This window comes from Nocardiopsis codii, assembly GCF_036327455.1.
Lineage (GTDB): Bacteria > Actinomycetota > Actinomycetes > Streptosporangiales > Streptosporangiaceae > Nocardiopsis > Nocardiopsis codii.
This window is the reverse complement of the sequence record NZ_JAUZMY010000002.1, coordinates 149,269-171,015: the sequence shown is the minus strand read 5'-3', so window position 1 is coordinate 171,015 and position 21,747 is coordinate 149,269. Positions and strand designations below refer to the sequence as shown.

Annotated in this window: 18 protein-coding genes and 3 tRNA genes; 18 read left to right on the top strand and 3 right to left on the bottom strand. The window is 72.5% G+C overall.

Annotated features, from left to right (window positions below):
• Positions 1 to 187 precede the first annotated feature (187 nt).
• From Q8791_RS02570 to Q8791_RS02520, 11 genes are all read left to right on the top strand, one after another.
• On the top strand, positions 188 to 1,285 hold the full coding sequence (locus tag Q8791_RS02570; protein ID WP_330089911.1) for a DUF2397 family protein: 1,098 nt from the start codon (positions 188 to 190) through the stop codon (positions 1,283 to 1,285).
• Complete coding sequence (locus Q8791_RS02565) at positions 1,285 to 2,667, top strand: TIGR02678 family protein (protein WP_330089910.1); 1,383 nt, start codon at positions 1,285 to 1,287, stop codon at positions 2,665 to 2,667. The genes Q8791_RS02570 and Q8791_RS02565 overlap by 1 nt, the downstream gene beginning before the upstream one ends.
• On the top strand, positions 2,621 to 7,291 hold the full coding sequence (locus tag Q8791_RS02560; protein ID WP_330089909.1) for an SbcC/MukB-like Walker B domain-containing protein: 4,671 nt from the start codon (positions 2,621 to 2,623) through the stop codon (positions 7,289 to 7,291). The genes Q8791_RS02565 and Q8791_RS02560 overlap by 47 nt, the downstream gene beginning before the upstream one ends.
• A gap of 160 nt (positions 7,292 to 7,451) precedes the next feature.
• Positions 7,452 to 9,554 (top strand): AAA family ATPase, encoded by a 2,103-nt coding sequence (locus Q8791_RS02555; protein ID WP_407941940.1) that lies wholly within the window; start codon positions 7,452 to 7,454, stop codon positions 9,552 to 9,554.
• 228 nt (positions 9,555 to 9,782) lie between these two features.
• Positions 9,783 to 9,858 (top strand) — tRNA-Thr (locus Q8791_RS02550).
• 100 nt (positions 9,859 to 9,958) lie between these two features.
• Positions 9,959 to 10,034 (top strand) — tRNA-Met (locus Q8791_RS02545).
• 102 nt (positions 10,035 to 10,136) lie between these two features.
• The gene (gene rpmG / locus Q8791_RS02540; RefSeq protein ID WP_013156089.1) at positions 10,137 to 10,301 is read left to right on the top strand and encodes a 50S ribosomal protein L33; all 165 of its coding nucleotides are present in this window, start codon (positions 10,137 to 10,139) and stop codon (positions 10,299 to 10,301) included.
• Between the two features lie 134 nt (positions 10,302 to 10,435).
• Entirely contained in the window at positions 10,436 to 10,879 is a 444-nt protein-coding gene (locus Q8791_RS02535; RefSeq protein WP_330089908.1) for a MaoC family dehydratase N-terminal domain-containing protein, read from the top strand.
• A 31-nt stretch (positions 10,880 to 10,910) separates the two neighbouring features.
• Positions 10,911 to 11,336 (top strand): MaoC family dehydratase, encoded by a 426-nt coding sequence (locus Q8791_RS02530; RefSeq protein ID WP_330089907.1) that lies wholly within the window; start codon positions 10,911 to 10,913, stop codon positions 11,334 to 11,336.
• A gap of 27 nt (positions 11,337 to 11,363) precedes the next feature.
• On the top strand, positions 11,364 to 12,473 hold the full coding sequence (locus Q8791_RS02525) for a UDP-N-acetylmuramate dehydrogenase (protein WP_330089906.1): 1,110 nt from the start codon (positions 11,364 to 11,366) through the stop codon (positions 12,471 to 12,473).
• Between the two features lie 396 nt (positions 12,474 to 12,869).
• The gene (locus Q8791_RS02520; protein ID WP_330089905.1) at positions 12,870 to 13,463 is read left to right on the top strand and encodes a TMEM165/GDT1 family protein; all 594 of its coding nucleotides are present in this window, start codon (positions 12,870 to 12,872) and stop codon (positions 13,461 to 13,463) included.
• On the opposite strand, the gene Q8791_RS02515 is transcribed toward Q8791_RS02520, so the two are convergent.
• Both Q8791_RS02515 and Q8791_RS02510 read right to left on the bottom strand, forming a co-directional pair.
• Complete coding sequence (locus Q8791_RS02515; protein WP_330089904.1) at positions 13,426 to 14,499, bottom strand: adenosine deaminase; 1,074 nt, start codon at positions 14,497 to 14,499, stop codon at positions 13,426 to 13,428. The two genes, Q8791_RS02520 and Q8791_RS02515, sit on opposite strands and share 38 nt — an antisense overlap.
• A gap of 248 nt (positions 14,500 to 14,747) precedes the next feature.
• Positions 14,748 to 15,956 (bottom strand): pyridoxal phosphate-dependent aminotransferase, encoded by a 1,209-nt coding sequence (locus Q8791_RS02510; RefSeq protein ID WP_330089903.1) that lies wholly within the window; start codon positions 15,954 to 15,956, stop codon positions 14,748 to 14,750.
• A gap of 207 nt (positions 15,957 to 16,163) precedes the next feature.
• On the opposite strand from Q8791_RS02510, the gene Q8791_RS02505 reads away from it, so the two are divergent.
• From Q8791_RS02505 to rplA, 5 genes are all read left to right on the top strand, one after another.
• A tRNA-Trp gene (locus tag Q8791_RS02505) sits at positions 16,164 to 16,236 on the top strand.
• 100 nt (positions 16,237 to 16,336) lie between these two features.
• Entirely contained in the window at positions 16,337 to 16,591 is a 255-nt protein-coding gene (gene secE / locus Q8791_RS02500) for a preprotein translocase subunit SecE (protein ID WP_330089902.1), read from the top strand.
• A 169-nt stretch (positions 16,592 to 16,760) separates the two neighbouring features.
• Positions 16,761 to 17,573 carry a transcription termination/antitermination protein NusG gene (gene nusG / locus Q8791_RS02495; protein WP_330089901.1) on the top strand — a complete coding sequence of 271 codons (813 nt, stop codon included), beginning with the start codon at positions 16,761 to 16,763 and terminating at the stop codon, positions 17,571 to 17,573.
• A gap of 287 nt (positions 17,574 to 17,860) precedes the next feature.
• Complete coding sequence (gene rplK, locus Q8791_RS02490) at positions 17,861 to 18,289, top strand: 50S ribosomal protein L11 (protein ID WP_330089900.1); 429 nt, start codon at positions 17,861 to 17,863, stop codon at positions 18,287 to 18,289.
• Between the two features lie 122 nt (positions 18,290 to 18,411).
• Complete coding sequence (rplA, locus tag Q8791_RS02485; RefSeq protein WP_330089899.1) at positions 18,412 to 19,089, top strand: 50S ribosomal protein L1; 678 nt, start codon at positions 18,412 to 18,414, stop codon at positions 19,087 to 19,089.
• Positions 19,090 to 19,174: 85 nt separating this feature from the next.
• Here the strand turns inward: rplA and Q8791_RS02480 are convergent, their stop codons facing one another.
• A complete protein-coding gene (locus Q8791_RS02480; protein ID WP_330089898.1) occupies positions 19,175 to 20,017 on the bottom strand; it encodes a LolA-like protein in 843 nt (280 codons plus the stop codon).
• 568 nt (positions 20,018 to 20,585) lie between these two features.
• Between Q8791_RS02480 and rplJ the strand changes: the two genes are divergently transcribed.
• Positions 20,586 to 21,113, top strand: a complete 528-nt coding sequence (gene rplJ, locus Q8791_RS02475; RefSeq protein WP_330089897.1) for a 50S ribosomal protein L10 — start codon at positions 20,586 to 20,588, stop codon at positions 21,111 to 21,113.
• 97 nt (positions 21,114 to 21,210) lie between these two features.
• Positions 21,211 to 21,594 carry a 50S ribosomal protein L7/L12 gene (gene rplL, locus Q8791_RS02470; protein ID WP_330089896.1) on the top strand — a complete coding sequence of 128 codons (384 nt, stop codon included), beginning with the start codon at positions 21,211 to 21,213 and terminating at the stop codon, positions 21,592 to 21,594.
• Positions 21,595 to 21,747: the final 153 nt, after the last annotated feature.

Below are 21,747 nucleotides of genomic sequence, written 5' to 3'. Positions count from 1 at the left end.
CCGACCGGCGGCCCCGGGGCGACGAGGCCGGGTGGGGTTCGCCTCGATCCCGGGCCCCAAGAATCGTCCGAAAGTTCCGAAAATGCACAAAGCGCCTGATCAGAGTGGGTGGTAGTGGCCGTCGGCCGGGACCGGAGAGTCCGGAACCGGGCGTGGCGCGCCCCGGAGGTCTCTAGTCTGCTGAGTTGTGGGACTCAACCAGCGTGCGGACAGCCGCGCGGACGACGTACAGGGCTCCGGCGGACGACCGGGGCCGCGGCACGGCCGCGCCGCTCTGCTGCGCCTGGCCACCTGGTTCGAGGAGGCCGACCCCGACCGGGCCGACGCCCTCGCGACCGCGGCCTACGGCCTGCATCCGGCCCTCCACCTGGAGGGCCGCACGGACGAGGGCGTCGCCGCGACCACCAGCTGGTGGCAGGCGGAACCCGATCGCAGCACCGTGACCGAGCACCCCGGCACCCGACTGCCCGAACCCGTCCGCGACCACCGCGCACAGCAGGCGCGGCTGCGCGACGCGGCGGAGTCCTCCGCCCACTGGCGCCGTGCGGGCGCCTCCCAGATCCGAGCACTACTCACCGATCCCACCCCGCGACGAGCACGCCTGGACCTGTCGGGCGCCGGAATGGAGGTCCTCATGGAACTCCTCACCGCGGCCCTCGGCTCGGGGGACGCCAGCCGGCGTCCCGCGTCCGCCGGTGACCTGGAGTTCTCCCTGCGCCTGCACGTCAGCGCCGCACCGGGAGCCGAGGTCACCATCCGGGGCGAGGGAGGGGAACTGACGCTGGAGGGGCTCCGCCTGCGCGTCACCTCCTACGACCAGCACACCGTCGAGGAGGACGAGCTCTCGGCGCCCTTCGAGCCGAAGCCGTGGACGCCGTCCTACCCCGGCTCGCTCCTCGCGGGCCCCGCGGCCCCGTACACCGCCCTGTCGGCCGGAGGCTCCGCGGACCCGGATCCCCTGATCCCGGCCCGCGGACTCCCCGCCACCACGGACGCGCCGACCGGCGCCTCCGACCCGGCGCCGACCGGCGCCGACGGGGCGGAGCCCGGCCCCGCGGAGCCTGCGGGCCCGGGGACCCCCGACGACGCCGCGGCGCACGCGTCCGGGGGAGCTCCCGCGGCCGACGCCCGGCGAGCCGGACCGGATACGGTCGGGGACCCGTCCGGAACTCCCGCCGAGGCCCCCGAATCCAGCGGTAACCTCCCAGGGCCGGATCCGGACGTCGAAACCACCGGGGCGATCGACCTGTCCGGCGATCCGTCCCGGACCCGACCATGGGGGTGATGGAGACGGACACCTACAGCGAGGACGCCGCGCTCATCGGCGAACGCCAGACCGCGGCGCGCGCCCTCCTGGCGCACCCCCTGCTCACCCAGGGCGCCCACCCGGCAGAGCTGTCCCTCGTGCGCTCGCACGCCGAGTGGCTCGCCCAGCGCTTCCAGCGCGTGCTCGGGTACCGGCTCGACGTCTCCGACGCCCACGCCCGCCTGGTCAAACGCGGGCTCGTCGCCGAGGTCGGCCACCGGTTCACCCGCGCGAACGGCGCCCGATTCACCCCGCGCACCCACACCTACCTCGCCCTGATCCTGGCCGTCCTGGTCGAGGAGACGGCGCCCACCACCGTCCGCGCCCTCGCCCTCCGGGTCCGTGCCGCCGCCCACGAGGCCGGGATCGACGCGGACCCCGGCCGCGGGCTCGGCGAGCGCCGTGCGTACTGCGCGGCCCTGGACCACCTGGTGGGGCTCGGCGCCCTCACCGAGACCACCGGACGCATCGCCGACCACCGGGCCGACGCCGGCGCCGACCCGGCAGTCCGGCCGCACACCCAGGTCGTCCGCGCGGTCGCGGCCCACCTGCCGCAGGCCTCCGACGACCCCGGGTCCTTCCTCGCGGACTCCGCGGACACCGACCCCGACAGCGAGCAGCAGGGCGAGACCGCCCTGCGCCGCCTCCTCGCCGAGACCGCCGTGGTCTACCGGGAGGAGCTGCCCGACCGCCAGCGGGACAGGCTCGCCGCCCACCAGTGGCGGGCCGCCGCCGCGCTCGGCAACCTGCTCGGATGCGACGTCGAGGTGCGGGCCGAGGGCGTCGCCCTGGTGATGCCCGACGAGGCCGGGGCCCGCCCCGCCTTCCCCGACGACGACCCCGTCGGCCAGGTCGCGCTCGCCCTGGTCCGGCACCTCTCCGGCCGCCTGCACCCCGGTCTCCCCGCGACCTCCGTCCCCGTCCCCGACCGGGAGCTCCGCGCCGCGCTGGACGCCCTGGGCGGAGCGGAGGCCCCCGCGCGAGCGGAGTGGGCCCGCACCGCCGGACCCGAGGTGCCCGACCCGGAGCGGCTCCACACCCGTGTCACGGACCTGCTGACCGACCTCGGCCTCCTGCGCGGGGGCCCCGGGGAGTGGAGGCTCACGGCCGCCGCCGCCCGCTACGGGGCCGACGTGGACGAGCGCATCCCCCCAATCCAGGACAATGACGAAGAGAGCCGGACACACCCCGCCCCGGTGCGGGGGTCCGGCGACGACGACGGTCCGCCCGAAGCTCCCGCCGATCCCCGAGGCGACCTGAGCCGGGTGACGTCCGTGCTGCAAGCGGTGGCGAACGAGAAGGTGAGCGCGACCAGTGGTGACACAGGAGACCAGCGAGGCCCCGGGGGCAGTTCCGGCTGACCCCGCCGACACCCCGCGCTACCGCCTCGAACGCGCGGGCATCCGCAACGTCTGGCAGTACGACGACCACGTCCTCGACTTCGCCGAGGGCCGCCTCCTGCTGCGCGGACGCAACGGCGCGGGCAAGTCCAAGGCGCTCGAGATGCTGCTCCCGTTCCTGCTGGACGGCGACGTGCGCCGCCTGGACACCACCGGCACCAACCGCACCAGCCTGCGCTGGCTCATGGCCGACGACCCCCGGGCCGGACGCCTGCCCGCGTCGGACGAGACCGGCCCCGACCTGCTCGGGGGACCCGAGGAGGAGGCCGCCGTCGACGCGGCCGGACCCGACGGCGACACCGGCCCCGTCACCCGCCTGGGCTACCTGTGGGTCGAGTTCACCACCGACCGCGGCGACCGCGGCCTCGACGCAGCCGTCCGCGCGGGCACCGGGCCCAACAGCGCCTCCGCCCTGCTCGCCGCCACCGGGCCCACCAGCGCGTCCGCGCTCCTCGCCGCGGTCGCGGCGCCCGGAGCCGACCACGCCGGCGAGGAGTCCGGGCAGGACACCGCGGAGGGTCGGCCACGCCACCTGACCCTCGGCGCCGCCGTCATGGCCGTCGGCGACTCCGATCCGCGGTGCGTGTTCTTCGTCACCGACCAGAGGGTCGGGCACGACCTCGAACTCGTCACCGACGGCCGCCCCAAGCCCGTCGACCGGCTCCGCTCGGAGATCGGCGCGGACAACTGCTTCACCAGCGCCGTCCCCTACCGGGCACGCGTGATGCACGACCTGTTCGGCATCGACGACTCCGTCCGCTACCGCAACCTCATCCACCTCCTCTACCGGCTCCGGCGCCCCACCATCGGCGACCGCCTGGAGGCGGGTGAACTCGTCGGAGTCCTCTCCGAGGCCCTCCCGCCCATGGACGAGTCGGTCCTGGACGAGGTCGCCCGCAACATCGCCGACCTCGAACAGGCCCGCGCGGAGAAGACCGCCCTGACCGCGGCCGGGGCCGGGGTCACCGCCTTCCTCGACGACTACCGCGGCTACCTGGTCCACGCGCTCCGGTCCCGCGCCTCCGAGGTCCGCGAACAACTCGACGCCGCCACCCGGCGGACCGCCGAGACCGAGCGCCTGCGCGCGGAACTCGACCGCCTCATCACCGCGGAGAGCCAGATCTCCGAGGAGCGCGACCAGGCCCGCCGCACCCGCGACACGGCCGAGGCCGACGACGGCACCCTGGCAGCCGCCAAGAACAACGCGGCCACCGCCACCGGCAACGAACGCCGCGCCTACGACGCCGCCGTCGGCGCCTACATCCGTGCCGCCGAGGCCGCCTGGGTCGCCGCCGAGCACGCCGAACGGGCCGAGCGGCACACCGTCGAACGGCTCGGCGAGGACACCGCGGCCATCCACCGAGCGCTCGACGTCCTGCGCCAGACCCACGCCGAGGCCACCCGGGCGGCCACCGCCGCCGGAATCGACCCCTCCGTCCTCGGCGCCGTCCCGGACACGCTCGACACCGTCCACGCACCGCGCGAGAGCACCACCCGTGTCGACCTCCAGGGGCTGGAGCAGGCCGTCGAACGCGAACCCGTCGAGGGCATCGACCTCGACGACCTGCGCGAACGCCTCGGCCGCCTCCACGACCAGCTCACCATCGCCGGCGAGCGGTCCGCCGAGCGCGCCGACCTGGCCGCCCGCCTCACCGGCCTCACCACCGCGGAGGCCGCGGCCGACCGCCGCCTCGTCGCCCTGACCAGCGAGGCCGAGAGCGCGGACGCCGTCCTCGAACACGCCCACGGGCGCGAGGGCGACGCCATCGCGGCCCTGCGGGAGGAGAGCACCGCCTACGCCGACGGAGTCCGCGACTGGGCCGCCCGCCTGCGCGACTCCCGCCACGCCCACGCCCTCGGGGACGCCGTCCACGAGCTGGAGGGCAGCGTGGAGCTGCCCATCACCGACTCCCTGCGCGTCCTCGACCACGACGTGCCCGCCACGGTCTCCCGGCTCGCGCACACCGCCGTCGCCCCCCTCCTGGAGGACCTGCGCGCCCGGCGCGACGTCGCCCTCAACGAGGAGGGCCAGCTCTCCGACGAGCTGGCCGAGCTGGCCGAGCGGCGCACCGCGAACGCCGAGCACGCCCCCGACCGGGCGCCCTGGGCCACCTACCCCCGCCCCCGGGGCGACGGCGCCCCCCTCTACCTCGCCGTGGACTTCGCCGACGGCCTCACCACCCGCGAACAGGCGGGCCTGGAGGCCGCGCTGGAGGCCAGCGGGCTGCTCGCCGGGTGGATCCGGGCCGACGGCTCCCTCCAGGACCCCGGCACCCGCGACCTCCTGGTCACTCCCGCGCGGCAGGCCAAGGGGCGGACCCTCCTCGACGTGCTCGTCCCCGTCGCGGCCCCCGACCGCGGCGTCAACCACGACAGCCTCCGCACCCTGCTCTCGTCCATCGCCGTGCACTCCGAGGACGAACCCGTCCCGGGCTCCACCGAGGACAACGAGGCCAAGCACCGGCGCGACAGCTCCGTCGCCACCGTCAGCTCCATGTCGCTCACCGGAGGCTGGCGCCTCGGCGTGGCCTCCGGAGCCCACGACAAGAGCGAGCCCGAGTACATCGGCGAGGCCGCGCGCAAACGCGCCCGCGACCGCCAGTCGGCCAACACCGACCGGCGCATGGCCATCGCCGAGGCCCTGCTCGCGGAGGCCGGAGAGCGCCGCTGGGCCGTCGAGCAGTCCTACGCCGAACTCCTCGAGGTCTCCCGGAGCCTGCCGGACCCGGCCCCTCTCATCCGCGCCTGGGCCGTCCTGGACGTCGCCCGCGACGACGTCGCCGCCGCCCGCCGCGCCCACGGGACCGCGGACCGCGCCGCGCAGGACTGCCGGACCGAACTCCTCGACATCCGCTCCAGCCTGCGCACCTCGGCCGACGTGAACGGGCTCCCGAGCGCCCGCGCCGAGCTGGACAGCGCACTGCGCGCCCTCGACCACCTGCGCGTCCTCGTCGGCTCGGGGCTCAAGGACCTGGACGTCCTCGCCTGGGGGCTCGCGGACCACGAGCACCACGTCGCCGGGTGGCGCGCCGCCCGCACGGACCGCGTCCTCGCCGAGGACGCGCGGGCCGCCGCCATCGACGACATGATCACCGTCCGCCGCCAGTTCGAGCTCGGCGACCGGGCCAGGGGCGTTCCCGGCGAGCAGATCGACGCGGCCCGCGACCAGGTCAGGGCCAGGGCCGAGGACGCGGCCCGGCGGCTGCCCGAACTCGAACGCGGCGCCCAGCGCGCCCGGGACGAGCGTGTCAGCGCGGAGGCGCGCCTGGTCGCCGCCACCCAGGAGCGCGCCGAACAGGTGCGCCGTGCCCTCGGCGCGGGGGAGCGGCTGATCCTGGCGGTCTCCCTCCCGGGCGGCACCGGGATCGACGACACCGACGTGCCCGACGCCGTCCTGCTGCGCGCGGCGGGCCTGGACGCCTGCGCCGCGGACGACGGCCACCTCGCCGCCTACCTCGCCCACTCCGCACCCCACGGGGGCACCAGGGTGGAGTCGCCCGCCGACCCGCAGCCCGACCCCGCCGCGTCCTCGCTCGGCCCGGACGCCAGACTCGCCCTCCTGGACGCCTTCGTCGGGCACCTGGAGGACGGCCTCTCCGCCCAGGAGGAGGCCGGAGCGCCCGAGGTGGACGACAGCGCCATCCTCAGCAGCCGCGAGGACCTGCACCGCCTGCTCACCTCCGCCGGGTGGGCGCAGACCCGCAGCGAGCTCAGCGAGCCGCGCGGGCTCAAGCGCCTCACCGTCCACGACGAGGACGGCGCCCACGACGTCACCGCCTACGCCGAGCGGATCACCGCCTCCGTCACCCGCGCCGACGAGGCCGTCGCGGTCGCCGAGGAGGAGGCCTTCGAGCGCCACCTGCTCGGGGAGCTGGCCGGCCACCTGGCCCGCCAGATCGACGAGGCCCGGGCCCTCATCACCACCATGAACGACGTCCTCAAGGACGTCACCACCTCCGCCGGGCTCGGGGTCCGCCTTGACTGGCGCCTGGCCCCCGACGCGGGCGCCGACATCGAGGCCGTCGTCCCGCTCCTGGCGACGCCCGCCGAGGAGCGCACCCGCGTCCAGACCACCCGCCTGCGCGACGCCCTGCGCCGCTGCATCGAGGCGATCCGCCGCCTGGACCCGACCGCCACCGGCGGCGCCCAGCTGCGGGCCGCGCTCGACTACAGGTCCTGGTTCACGTTCACCGTGTACGTGACCGACGGGGCGGGCGAGGAACGGCGCCTGGGCCACCGCACCGCCCTCAGCCAGGGCGAGCAGCGCGTGGTCGCCTACCTGGTGCTGTTCGCCGCGGCGGCGGCCCACTTCGACGCCCTCGCCGCACGCGCGCCCTGGGCGCCCAGGCTCATCCTGCTGGACGACGCGTTCGCGAAGGTGGACGAGCCCACCCACGGGCGCCTCCTGGGCCTGCTCGTCGAGCTGGACCTGGACTTCGTCCTGACCTCGGAACGGGTGTGGGGCTGCTTCGCCAGCGTGCCGAGCCTCAACATCTACGAGTGCCTGCGCGACCCGAACGTCCCGGGTATCGCGACGATGCACTTCACGTGGGACGGCAGCAGGAGGCGCCTGGTCGGCGTGTGAGTAATGCGGGTCACGTCCGGGCCCCGGGGCGCCCGAACCCCCCTGCACGGGCGGGGTCCGGTCCGGGCGGCCGGAACCCGCGGGGGCGAACCACGAACGCTTCCTCCCCACCTGTCCTAGTCTGCTGGTGCGGCAACGACAACAGAGCGGGGTGACGAAGGTGACTCGGGTACCCGAGACGTTCGACGGAGGCGGTCCGGACGCGCAGAGCGCCCCGTCGGCCGGGGACGACCCCACCACGACCGCGCTCCTGGACGCCCTGGCGGCCTCAGGACTGCCGCGGGAGATCCGGTCATGGGTCACCGCCGCCCTGTGGGGCGAGGACGCCCTCGCCGCGCTCCTCGACGGCGAGCACATCCCCGACGCGGTCTCCGGCACGCCCCAGGCACCCCAGGCGCCCCCGGGCCGGGTCCGGCGCTCGTACCTCACCGGCATCCGGGTCCAGGGCTTCCGCGGGATCGGCCGCCCCTCCGAGCTCACCTTCCCGCCCGGCCCCGGACTCACCGTCATCGTCGGCCGCAACGGCTCCGGCAAGTCCAGCTTCGCGGAGGCCGCCGAGGCGGCCCTCACCGGCCGCAACCCCCGCTGGGACGCCATGCCCACCGGCTGGAGGGACGGCTGGCGCAACCTGCACTACGACGAACGCACCGAGGCGACCGTCGACATCCTCGTCGCCGGCGACGAGGGCCCCACCCGCATCAGCCGCCGCTGGACCGGCGAGAGCGTGCGGTCCGCGCGCGGCGAGGTCGTCCGGCCCAACGGCGAGGTGGCACCGCTCCGCACCCTGGACTGGGGCGAGAGCCTCGTCCGCTACCGCCCCTTCCTCTCCTACGACGAACTCGGCCGCACCGTCACGGGGCGCTCCGCCGAGCTCTACGACACCCTCACGGCCCTCCTCGGCCTCACCGGGCTGGCCGAGGCCGAGCGCAGGCTCGCCAAGGTCTGCGACGCCCTGGCCAAGCGCCGCGACCGGCCCTCGCGCGAGCTGGGCCACCTGCTCGACGCCCTGCGCGCCTCCGGCGACCCCCGCGCCGCCCAGGCCGTCCACCTCCTCGGCGGACAGCACCTCGACATCGAGGCCCTCCGCAGGATCGCCGCCGACGACGGCCCCAGCGACCCGGCCCTGCACGTCGTCCTGCGGCGCCTGCGGCGGCTCTCGGTCCCCGAGCGCACCGTCATCGCCGACGTCGTCAACGAGCTGCGCGGCGCCGGCATGGAACTCGCCATGGCGGCGGGCAGCAAGGGCGACCACGCCCACGGCGTCGTCCAGCTCCTCGAACAGGCGCTGGAACACCACAAGCGCCACCCCTCCGACAGCACCTGCCCCACCTGTTCGGCCCCCGGGGCCCTCGGTGCCGACTGGGTCCGCAGGGCCAACGCCCAGCTGAGGACCCTGCGGACCCAGGCCGCCTCCGCCTCGGCCGCCTACGAGCGCGCCACGGCCGCCCGCGACCAGGCCCGCTTCCTGCTCTCGCCGACGCCCGGGTGGCTGCCGCCGGAGAGCGAGCTGGGCCAGGTGTGGGCCCTGTGGGAGTCCGGATCCGACATCACCGACCTCGGCGACCTGGCAGAGCACATCGAGTCGATCGGCCGCAGGCTCCGCACCGCCGCCATCAGCGCGCGCCGGGAGGCGACCGAGCGGCTGGAGGACCCCAGCGGAGGATGGGGCGACCTCGCCGAGAGGCTCGCGGGCTGGCTGGACGACGCCCAGGACGCCCTCCGCGCCAGGGAGGTCCTCAACAGCGCCGAGGCGGCGCTCAACTGGTTGGCCGACCAGGCGCGGGGCCTGAGGGCAGAACGGCTCGGACCGGTCGCCTCACAGGCCGAGCAGGTGTGGTTCAGGCTGCGCCAGGAACGCCACATCGACCTCCAGGGCATGCGGCTGATCGGGCGCGGGGCCCGGCGCCGTGTCGAGGTGGACGTGACGGTGGACGGGGTCGACGACCAGACCAGTGCGCCCGGCCTGCTCAGCCAGGGCGAGTTCCAGGCCCTGGCACTGTCCATCTGCCTGCCGCGCACCCTGGTGGACGGCAACCCGTTCGGGTTCCTGCTGCTCGACGACCCGGTCCAGGCGATGGACACCGAGACCGTGGAGGGTCTGTCCTCGGTCCTGGCGGAGGTGGGGCGCCACCGCCAGCTGATCGTGTTCACGCACGACACCCGGCTCTCGGACGCCCTGCGCAGGCTCGGTCTGCCCGCCACCATCCGCACCCTCAACCGGGACGCCATGTCCAACGTGTGGGTGTCCGACGGGATGGTCTGAGGCCCGGCCGCAGGGCCCCCGGGCGCGGGCGTCCGGCGCGGCCCGGATCACACCAGGTCTCCCGGACTCGGCGAAAACCGGCTCCCAACAGGGGTTTCCCGCAGTGGGGCCGGTCCACCGGGGTCGCGAGGGCACTTGATTTGGCAGACCACCCCCGAATCCCTGTATAGTCATGACCAGCGCAAGGGGGCAACACCCCCGGGGCGGTCGACACAAGCCCCACAGCGCGCCCCTTTAGCTCAGTCGGCAGAGCGTCTCCATGGTAAGGAGAAGGTCTACGGTTCGATTCCGTAAAGGGGCTCCACCACTTGACGAGGTCCGGTCCACTCAGGTGGGTGGCCGGTGGAGCATCTACCGGCCTGAACCGGGACCGGTCCCCACGGGGGCCGGGTTCCGTTGATCGGGGCGGGGTAGCTCAGTCGGTAGAGCAAGCGGCTCATAATCGCTGTGTCGTCGGTTCAAGTCCGGCCCCCGCTACCAACCCGTTGACCCCTGGGACACTGTTCTCAGGGGTCGTCGCGGGCGCTTTGCAGTGTTCTACTGCGCACTACGTAATGTTTCCAGCGAGAAAGGCACTCCGAAGTGGCTGCCACAGACGTGAGGCCGAAGATCACCCTGGCCTGCCAGGAGTGCAATCACCGTAACTACATCACGCGCAAGAACCGTCGGAACACCCCCGACCGGCTCGCGATCAAGAAGTTCTGCCCGAACTGCCGCAAGCACAACGAGCACCGCGAGACCCGCTAGGTCCTCGCGAGCGGCGCGGCTGAGGCCGACGTGAGCTTCTCATAGACTTCCAGCCCGGTGAGCGATCCGCTCACCGGGCTGTTCGCGTATCCGGGCCCCTCCGGCCCGCGTTGCAGAACCAGGAGAGGGAGAGCGTGGCGATCAACCCTGACTACCTCGGCCGGGAGTACCCCGCGCCGGAGTCCTACGAGGTGACCCGGGGCAAGATCCGGGAGTTCGCCGAGGCGGTCAACGACCCCAACCCGGTGTACACCGACGCCGCCTCCGCCAAGGCCGCCGGGTACCCCGACGTGATCGCGCCGCCCACCTTCCCGGTGATCCTGGGCATGGCCGGCTCCGCGCAGGCCATCGCCGACCCCGAGCTGGGCGTCGACTTCTCCCGTGTCGTGCACGGTGACCAGAGCTTCCACTACAGCCGCCCCCTGCACGCCGGTGACGTCCTCAGCAGCGTCACCCGCATCACCGGCATCAAGTCCCTCGGCGGCAACGAGCTGCTCACCCTGGAGACCGTGGCCGACAACGCCGACGGCGAACACGTGGTCACCACCACGATGATGCTCGTCGTGCGCGGCGAGTGACCCCATCCACAGGAACGTGAGGAACGCGATCGTGAGCAGGCTGAGCCACGCCGACGTCGAGGTCGGCACCGAGCTGCCCGAGCGGACCTTCCCGGTCCGCCGCCTGGACCTCGTCCGCTACGCGGGCGCCTCCGGCGACTTCAACCCCATCCACTGGAACGAGCGCTTCGCCAAGTCCGTCGGCCTCCCCGACGTGATCGCGCACGGCATGTTCACGATGGCCGAGGCGGCGCGGGTGCTCACCGACTGGTCCGGCGACCCCGGAAGCGTCGTCGACTACTCGGTGCGCTTCTCCGCGCCCGTCGTCGTCCCGGACGACGACGAGGGCGCCGAGATCACCGTCGGCGGCAAGGTCAAGTCCAAGAACGACGACGGCACCGTCACGGTCCTGCTGACCGCCCGCTCCGGCGGCGCGAAGGTCCTGGTGCAGTCCAAAGCCGTCGTCCGCCTGGCCTGACGGCAGTAGCGAAGCAGCGAGGTAACCGTGTCCACAGTCCCCGAGAACGAGGTCCCCGAGAACCAGGTCCTCTGGCTCTGCGACCACACCACGCTCGGCCTCGGCGGTCCGGCCACCACCTCCCGGACCGCCCGCACGACCGATGAGCTGGTCGCGGCGGTCGCCGAGGCGGACGCCGCCGGAGAGCCCGTCCTCATCCTGGGCGGCGGCAGCAACCTGGTCGTCTCCGACGACGGATTCCCGGGCACCGTGGTCCTCGTGGACACCCCCGGGGTCTCCTTCGAGGAGACCGGTGACAGCGACCCCGAGACCGGCGAACCCGTCGTGCTGCTGCGCGCCGAGGCGGGCGTCGAGTGGGACCCGCTCGTGGAGCGCACCGTCGCCGAGGGCCTCAACGGGCTGGAGTTCCTGTCCGGGATCCCCGGCCGGGTCGGCTCCACCCCCATCCAGAACGTCGGAGCCTACGGCCAGGACGTCAGCCAGACCGTCCGCGAGGTGCTCGTCTACGACCGCCGGTCAGGCGAGCGGCGCGTCATGACGAACGCCGAGTGCGGCTTCACCTACCGCGACAGCGCCTTCAAGGGCGACGACCGGTACGTGGTGTGCGAGGTCGTCTTCGCCCTCCGCCGAGGCAAGCTCAGCCGCCCGATCGCCTACGCCGAGGTCGCCCGGACCCTGGGCGCCCGGGCCGGGGACAGGGTGCCGCTGGCGGGGGCCAGGGACACCGTCCTGGGCCTGCGCAGGGGCAAGGGCATGGTCCTGGACCCCGACGACCCCGACACCCGCAGCGCCGGGTCCTTCTTCACCAACCCCGTGGTCACCGCCGAGGAGTTCGCCGCCGTGCGCGCGCGGGCCGCGAAACGGCTCGGAGCGGACACAGAGATGCCCGGGCACCCCGACGGGCAGGGCAACGTCAAGCTGTCCGCCGCCTGGCTCATCGACAGGGCGGGGTTCCGCGGCCACGCGAGGGGGACGGCGCGCATCTCCTCCAAGCACGTCCTCGCCCTCACCACGTTCACCGCCTCGCCCACCACCGAGGACCTCCTGGCACTCGCCCGCGACGTCCGCGACGGCGTCGAGGAGGCCTTCGGCGTCCGGCTGGTCAACGAACCGGTCATGGTCGGCGTCTCGCTCTGACCCCGGTGGACCGGCCACCGCGCCGGTCCCGGGGCGGGCGGGACGGCCCGCCGAATAACAGAGTGGCCTTTCCCCAAGAAAGAAGTTCGGGGCGCCCAACTCCTTTCGCAGTCACTCCGAATAAACAAATGCGCAGGGGCGATGAATTGCCATTCATCGCTCCTTCGGCATAAAGTACGGGTGTCGAAGGGGAGTAGTCCCCAATGCGTGCGATCGACACACTGGCCGCCCGGCGGCCCGGTCGTACGAGCCCGACCTGACGAGGACGCCCCGGTCACACGGGGTCCGAGTCGGTGCGGCGGGCGGACGAGACCTTTGACCCGGTTCCAGACGACCGGGTTGAAGGTGTGTGCTCCGCCTCCTTCCGCCCCGACCACCTCGTACGGAGGGAAAAGCGTGACTCCTTTTCTTGCGGGCCTCGGCTTCAGCGCCATCGCCATCTTCATCGCCGAAATGGGTGACAAGACCCAACTCGTCGCGATGTCACTGGCCACCCGCTACCGCGCCCTCACGGTCATCCTCGGCATCACCGCGGCCACCCTCGTCGTGCACGCCGGGAGCGTCTTCCTCGCGGAGGTCCTGGGCGCCGCCATCCCCACCGACTGGCTCACGCTCGTCGCCGGCGCGGCCTTCCTCTTCTTCGGGTTCTGGACCCTGCGCGGCGACGAGATGTCCGAGAAGGACGAGGCGCGCGCCGCCTCCAGGCGCATCCGCTCCGCGTTCATGACCGTCTTCGTGGTCTTCCTCGTCGCCGAACTCGGCGACAAGACCATGCTCGCCACCATCACGGTCGGCACCCAGCACCACTGGCTCCCCGTCTGGATCGGCTCGACCGTCGGCATGGTCGCCGCCGACGCCATCGCCATCGCCATCGGCGCGGTCCTCGGCAAGAAGCTCCCTGAGCGGGCCATCCAGATCGGCGCCTCCGTCCTGTTCTTCGGCGCAGGAGCCGTCATGCTCGCCCAGGGGGCGTGGATGCTCCTGTCGTAGGCTCCGGCTCCGAGGACAGCCAGGCCTCCACCCCGCCCAGCAGCTCCTTCTTCAACGAGTCCGGCGCGCCCGAACCGCGGATGGACATCCCGGCCAGCACGGCCAGCTCGGCGTCGGAGAAGCCGAACACCTCGCGCGCGATCCGGTACTGCTCCACCAGGCGGGGGCCGAACAGCAGGGGGTCGTCGGTCCCCAGTGCGATCGGGGCGCCCGCGTCGAAGAGCCTGCGCAGAGGCAGGTGATCCAGGTCCTCGTACACGCCCAGGCCGACGTTGGAGGTCGGGCAGATCTCCAGGGTCACCTCCTGGGTGGCGATCCGCTCCACCAGGTACGGATCCTCCACGGCGCGGACGCCGTGCCCCACCCGGTCGGCGCTCAGCTCGTCCAGGCACTCGCGCACGCTGCGCGGGCCCTGGAGCTCGCCCCCGTGGGGCGTGGACAGCAGACCGGCCCGGCGGGCGATCCGGAAGGCGCCCTCGAACTCGCGGGCCCGGCCGCGCCGCTCGTCGTTGTTCAGCCCGAACGACACGACCCCCTTGCCCGCGTACTGCCTGGCCAGCCGGGCCAGCGCCTTCGCGTCCAGGGGGTGTCTGGTCCGGTTGGCGGCCACCATCAGGCCGATCGCCACCCCGGTGTCGCGCTCGGCGGCGCGTGCCGCGTCCAGGATCAGCTCCAGGGTGGCGGTGAGCCCGTCGAACAGGGCCGCGTACCCGCTGGGGTCGACCTGGATCTCCAGCCAGGCGGACCCGGCGGCCCGCTCGTCCTCGGCGGCCTCGCGCAGCAGCCGGTACATGTCCTCCGGCTTCCGCAGCACCGAACGGGCGATGTCGTACAGGCGCTGGAAGCGGAACCATCCGCGTTCGTCCGTGGCGCGGAGTCGGGGAGGCCACTCCTCGACCAGGGCCTGGGGCAGGTGTACCCCGCGCTCGGCGGCCAGCTCGACCAGGGTCGAGTGCCTCATCGAGCCGGTGAAGTGCAGGTGCAGGTGGGCTTTGGGCAGCCGGTCCAATCGGCGAGCGGTGGTCGGTGTCTCCATGAACCAAGCCTGCCGTATGACGGGCGCCCCCGGTGCCAGGACACCGTACTTGCCCGTCCGGAAGGGGCCCGGGAGGAGGCCCGCATGTGGTTCCGGGGCCCGGGCGACCCGCCCTGACCGGGGAGGACGCGGGCGCGCCCCGGACAGGGGTCCGGGGCGCGCCCACGAGGTGCCTCTGAGGGCGGTGCCGCCGCGGAGGCGCCTCGTGCCCGGGGCGCGCTCGCGCGGGCCCGCGGAGGAGCCCTCCGCTACCGCGCCTCGGCCAGCAGCTTCTGGATCCGGCCCACGCCCTCCGCCAGGTCCTCGTCGCTCAGCGCGTAGGACAGGCGCAGGTAGCCAGGGGTCCCGAAGGCCTCGCCGGACACGACCGCGACCTCGGCCTCCTCCAGGATGAGCTCGGCCAGCTCGGCGGAGGTCCGCGGCGTCCGGCCGCGGATCTCCTTGCCGAGCACGCCCTTCACGGACGGATACGCGTAGAACGCGCCCTGCGGTTCCGGGCAGACCACGCCGTCGATCTCGTTGAGCATCCGGACGATCGTCCTGCGGCGGCGGTCGAACGCCTCCCGCATCCTCTCCACGGCGGCCAGGTCGCCGGAGACGGCGGCCAGGGCGGCGGCCTGCGAGACGTTGGCGACGTTCGAGGTGGCGTGCGACTGGAGGTTGGCCGCGGCCTTGACGACGTCCTTCGGCCCGATGATCCACCCCACGCGCCAGCCGGTCATGGCGTAGGTCTTGGCCACGCCGTTGACGACGACGGTGCGGTCGGCGATCTCGGGCACCTCCACGGGCAGGGAGGTGAACTCGGCGTCGCCGTACACCAGGTGCTCGTAGATCTCGTCGGTGAGCACCCACAGGCCGTGCGCGTCCGCCCACCGGCCGATCGCCCGGACCTCCTCGCGCGGGTAGACGGCGCCCGTGGGGTTGGAGGGGGACACGAACACCAGGACCTTGGTGCGCTCGGTGCGCGCGGCCTCCAGCTGCTCCACGTCGGCCATGTAGCCGGTGCTCTCGTCGGTGACGACGAAGACCGGCACACCGCCCGCGAGCTTGATCGACTCGGGGTAGGTGGTCCAGTACGGGGCGATGACGACGACCTCGTCGCCCGGGTCCAGCATCGCGGCGAAGGCCTCGTAGATGGCCTGCTTGCCGCCGTTGGTCACCAGGACCTGCGCGGGGTCGACCTCGTAGCCGGAGTCCCGCACCGTCTTCTCGGCGATGGCCCTGCGCAGCTCGGGGAGGCCGCCCGCCGGCGTGTAGCGGTGGAACCGCGGCTCGCGCGCCGCCGCGACGGCCGCCTCGACGATGTAGTCGGGGGTCGGGAAGTCGGGCTCCCCCGCGCCGAAGCCGATGACGGGACGGCCCTCCGCCTTCATGGCCTTGGCCCTGGCGTCCACGGCGAGGGTGGCGGACTCGGAGATGGCGCTGATACGTGCAGAGACACGGGGTCGGTCAGTCATGGCCCCCATGGTGTCACGCGGGTCCCCCGCAGGTGGAGGCTCCCCGGCGGCACGGACCGCCCGGCGGCGGGGCCCCAACCGGTTTGTCCAGATCGCCCGAAAGGGCATACACTCGGTCGCGCCGAACGGTCGTGGTCCACGCGTTTGCGGGCACGCAGTGTGCGTAGCGCGCAGCGACCGGCTATGGTGGGAGCGCAGTTTCCGTCAAGGGCAGTGGCTCAATTGGTAGAGCACCGGTCTCCAAAACCGGCGGTTGGGGGTTCGAGTCCCTCCTGCCCTGCAAGTCCGCACGCGCGGAGCGGCGACCTCCGGGTCGCCACTCCGCACGGGGCATCGGAACTACGGGGATTTCTGGCAGCCCGCGACCCTAAGGACCCCAGGTGACACAGACTGACGCCGACGCGAAGCCCGACAAGGAGCCGAAGCGTCGTACCGGTCCGGTGACGTTCACCAAGCAGGTCGTCGGTGAGCTGCGCAAGGTTCGCTGGCCCACGCGCCGCGAGCTGGTGACCTACACCATCGTGGTCCTCGTCTTCGTGGTCGTCGTCCTCGGTTACGTCTCGCTCCTCGACTGGGGATTCGGCGAGGCCGTCACCTGGCTCTACGGCACCTTCGGCCGCCCGGCGGGCGTCTGACCCACACTTCCGGGCCGCGCCTCCCATCACCGGGGCGCGGCCCTGCTCGTGCGCGCGTTGGTCCCGCGCCGCCCGGAGAGACCGTAAGCTGGCATGACTGGGTTCGACGCAGACCGCTGTTCGGCGTGCGTCGCTTCGCAGAGCGCATCCGACGAGAGAAAGAGCAGCCGTGTCCGAGTCCCCACTGACCTCTGACGACTTCCCCGATGAGGAGCCGGATCAGTCGTCTGCGGAAGAGACCGGCCTGGCGGGCGAGCTGTCCGAGGACGCGGCCGACAAGGCCGACGCCGACAGCCCTGATCTGACCGGTGACGCGGACGAGAGCACCACCGAGGACGCCGACGGCGACGAGGGCGAGGAGGAGGCCGAGGAGGCCCCGCGCCTGGACCCCGTCGAGGAGTTCAAGAACGAGCTGGTCCTGCTGCCCGGCGACTGGTACGTCGTGCACACCTACGCGGGCTACGAGAAGCGGGTCAAGGCCAACGTCGAGAGCCGCACCCAGTCCCTCAACATGGAGGACTACATCTTCCAGGTCGAGGTGCCCGAGCACGAGGTCACCGAGGTCAAGAGCGGCAAGCGCCAGCAGGTCACCGAGAAGGTCCTGCCCGGCTACGTGCTCGTCCGCATGGACCTGACCGACGAGTCCTGGTCGGCGATTCGCAACACCCCCGGCGTCACCGGATTCGTGGGCCTGTCCAACAAGCCCGCCCCGCTGAGCCTGACCGAGGTCGCCAAGCTCCTCGCCCCCGAGCCGGAGCAGGAGCCGGAGCAGGCGCAGAAGACCAGGTCCGGCGGCGAGGTCCGCTCCGACGTGGCCTACGAGATCGGCGAGTCCGTCACGGTCATGGAGGGCCCGTTCGCGACGCTGCCCGCCACGGTCAGCGAGATCAACCCGGACACCCAGAAGCTCAAGGTGCTCGTGTCGATCTTCGGCCGCGAGACGCCGGTCGAGCTGTCCTTCACCCAGGTCGCCAAGATCTGACCCGGGCCGCCGGCCGGCGGGGCGCCGTGCCCGCCGACGGCCGTCAAGGCACTCGTCACGGCGACATAGACTTGGTGGGTCCACCCTCGTGGTGGACCCACTCTCGTGCCCCGTCCAGGCAGGGCACGTCACGGCCCGCCAGGTTCCGGCGGGCCGTCGCCCCGTGCCGTTCACGCACGGGGTCGCGCCTCCTTCGGCAGCGGTGCCGCCGCGATCTCCACGACCGCCCGGCGCCGTCAGGGAGGCAAGGGACCAGCACACAACGCAGATCAGGCAAAGGACCCGATATGCCTCCGAAGAAGAAACTGGCCGCACTCGTCAAGGTGCAGCTCCCCGCCGGTCAGGCGACCCCGGCGCCGCCCGTTGGTACCGCTCTCGGTCCGCACGGCGTCAACATCATGGACTTCTGCAAGCAGTACAACGCTGCCACGGAGTCCCAGCGCGGCAACGTCATCCCCGTAGAGATCTCCATCTACGAGGACCGTTCCTTCACCTTCGTCACCAAGACGCCTCCGGCGCCGAAGCTGATCCTGAAGGCCGCCGGGCTGGACAAGGCCGCCACCGACCCGGGTCGCAGCACGGCTGGTTCCATCACCGCCGAGCAGGTCCGCGAGATCGCGCAGACCAAGCTGCCCGACCTCAACACCGACGACATCGAGGCCGCGTCCAAGATCGTCGCCGGCACCGCCCGTTCGATGGGCATCGAGGTCAAGTAGCCCCCCGCACGGTGGCGCCGACCCCCTGCGGGCCGGGGCGACCGGGGACGCTCGACGTACAAGAACCACCGTGGCAGGGCCAGGCGCTGGCCCGACGACCACACGTTCCCTAGGAGAACAGCGTGAAGCGCAGCAAGAACCACCGCAAAGCCAGCGAGCTGGTGGACCGCGACAAGCTCCACGGCCCCGCCGAGGCCGTGAAGCTCGCCAAGGAGACCGCCAGCGCCAAGTTCGACTCGACCGTCGAGGTCGCTCTGCGCCTGGGTGTCGACCCGCGCAAGGCCGACCAGATGGTCCGTGGCACAGTGAACCTGCCGCACGGCACCGGCAAGACCGCTCGGGTCCTGGTCTTCGCGACCGGTGAGCGTGCCGAGCAGGCTCTCGCCGCTGGCGCCGACATCATCGGCGACGACGAGATGATCGAGAAGGTCGCCAAGGGCTACACCGACTTCGACGCCGTCGTCGCCACCCCGGACCTCATGGGCAAGGTCGGCCGCCTGGGCCGCGTGCTCGGTCCGCGTGGTCTGATGCCGAACCCGAAGACGGGCACCGTCACCCCGGACGTGGCCAAGGCCGTGACCGACATCAAGGGCGGCAAGATCGAGTTCCGCGTGGACCGCCACGGGAACCTGCACTTCATCATCGGCAAGGCCTCCTTCGGCGAGCAGCAGCTCCTGGAGAACTACCAGGCCGCGATCGACGAGGTGAACCGCCTCAAGCCGTCCGCCGCCAAGGGCCGCTACATCAAGAAGGCCGTGGTCAGCACGACCATGGGCCCGAGCATCCCGCTCGACGCCTGAGGCACTTCGCGTAGCCGCCGCGCAGACGCGAACGGCCCCCGAGTCCACCGTGTGGACCCGGGGGCCGTTCCCGTGGGGGCGACCACTACAGGTCGGTGATCTCGTCCTCGCCGGGGATCTCGAAGGAGGTCTCGCCCAGGGCGGAGAAGACCATCGAGATGTCGGCCTCCTCGTCGGAGAAGTCCAGGCGCATCGGGAAGCCGTCGCCGTCGATCCAGATGGACACGTCGACGGACTCGCTGACGTCGCCGATCAGCTCCTGCACCGCGAGCTGCTGCTCGGCGTCCAGGGCGTCGATCTCCTCGGACGTCATCGTCCCCTCGACGAGGGTGGTCTCGACGCCGCTGATCTCCTCGGTGCCGGCCTCCTCGATCTGGTCGATCTCGGCGAACGCGCCGACGAGGTCGGGCAGGGCGGAGATGTCGAACATCTCCTCGGGGGCGAAGTCGGCCGTGTCCTGGACACCGCGGGCCCAGGGGGTGTCGACCTCGTGGAGCCCGTTGTGGTTGGACATCAGGGACTCGCCCTCGGCGGGGACGATGAGGACGGTCGTGCCGAGTTCCTCCGCGGTCAGGTCGGGGACCTCCCCGCCCATGGCCGCGAGCTCCAGGAGCATGTCGCCGAGGAAGGGCATCACCATGGTGACCTGCGCGGCCTCGGGGTCGTCCATGACCTCGTAGGTCATGGTCAGGTCGATCTCGCCGAGCTCGGGGTCGGGCATGGTCAGGTCCAGGTCCAGCGTGTAGTTGGTGACGTCCTGGGTGTTCTCGCTGAGCTTGGAGAGCAGGTCGGCGATGCCTCCGCCGCCCGCCTCGGTCTCCTCCACCGCCTCGGCCTCGGTGGTCTCCTCGGGGGCCCCGCCACCGCAGGCGGTGAGGGCCAGGGCGAGGGTGCCCGCGGTGATCAGGGCCGGAGTGCGCGTCTTCACGAAGGGTTCTGCTTTCCTCGAGTGGGGGACGGGCACGTCCGGAAGCGGGGTGCCCAACGGTCATGCTGCCACGGGCAACGGACAAATCGGTCGATTGTTCGTGGTCGCTGCTCTGACGGGTACGTGCCGCGGACGGTTCCCGTGCGGCCGGCGGGTGGGCGCGATCACACCGGCTCCCCGGCCCTGCGGGGCGAGCACTCCCCGGTGTCCGATACGATGGGGCCTACCGAAGACCGCTGGTCGTCACCCGCAGGGGTGGCCCAAGGACCCATCCGCGATGGGCGCCCGCGCAGGTGTCACTAGAGCTTTCCCGTTCCGGGCGCGCACTCCGCGCCGAGAGAACGCGGTCGTGCCCCGTGCGCCTGGCGCTCGGGGCTTTTTCTCGTGCTGACGCCGATCGTGCGAGTCCTTGGGAACCGACCGGCGTGCGTACCCGCACCGATCGGTACCGGCAGTCCACCGGGCTCCGTGGCCGGAGGGGGAGCAGGTTCGTTCCGGCTCCTCCCCGCAGGGTGCGGGATACCCCGCCGTCAGGCGTGGGGTCGAAGTCAATGTTGGAAGGAGTCCCATGGCGAGGCCGGACAAGGCAGCCGCGGTCGCCGAACTCACGGAGGAATTCCGTGGTTCGAACGGCGCTGTGCTGACCGAATACCGGGGGCTCACTGTCGCGCAGATCACCGACCTGCGCAACAGCCTCGGCCAGAACGCGCGTTTTCGCATCGTCAAGAACACGCTGACCAAGATCGCGGTGAAGGAGGCCGGCGTCGACCAGGAGATCCAGGATCTTCTGGTGGGCCCGTCCGCCATCGCCTTCGTCCACGGTGACGTGGTCGAGGCCGCCAAGGGTCTGCGCGACTTCTCGAAGGCGAACACGCCCCTGGTGATCAAGGGCGGCATCATCGACGGCAAGTCGATGAGCGCCGAGGACATCACCAAGCTGGCCGACCTGGAGTCCCGCGAGGTTCTCCTCGCGAAGCTTGCCGGCGCGCTCAAGGCCAAGCAGGGCCAGGCCGCCGCCGTCTTCCAGGCGCTTCCCTCCAAGACCGTGCGCCTCGCGCAGGCCTTGGCGGACAAGCGTTCCCAGGAAGCTGCCTGAACCTTTTGAACCGCGGCGGGCGCCGAGGGCGCCCCGCCGAAGGCTCGCACGTGATGCCGACAGGCGCGCGTGTCTGTAGAGAAAGAGAAACCGCATCATGGCGAAGCTCAGCAACGAAGACCTGCTTACCGCGTTCGAGGGCATGACCCTTCTCGAGCTGGCCGACTTCGTGAAGCTCTTCGAGGAGAAGTTCGACGTCACCGCCGCCGCCCCGGCCGCCGTCGCCGTCGCCGGCCCCGCGGGTGCCGCTCCGGCCGAGGCCGAGGAGAAGGACGAGTTCGACGTCGTCCTCGAGTCCGCCGGTGACAAGAAGATCCAGGTCATCAAGGAGGTCCGCAGCCTCACGAGCCTGGGCCTCAAGGAGGCCAAGGACCTCGTCGACAGCGCTCCGAAGCCGCTCCTCGAGGGCGTCAACAAGGAAGCCGCTGAGAAGGCCAAGGCCGCTCTCGAGGGCGCCGGCGCCACCATCACCCTCAAGTAGTCCTCCGCGGGCCGTACGGGCCCGCTGGTCTGCTGCGCGCGGCCGTCCCTCCCTCCGGAGGGGCGGCCGCGTTCGTGTTCCCCGGAACCCGGACCCGCCGGGGTCGCAGGCCCCGCCGTCCTCCTGCCGCCCCGCTCCCGGGGCCGGCCACCG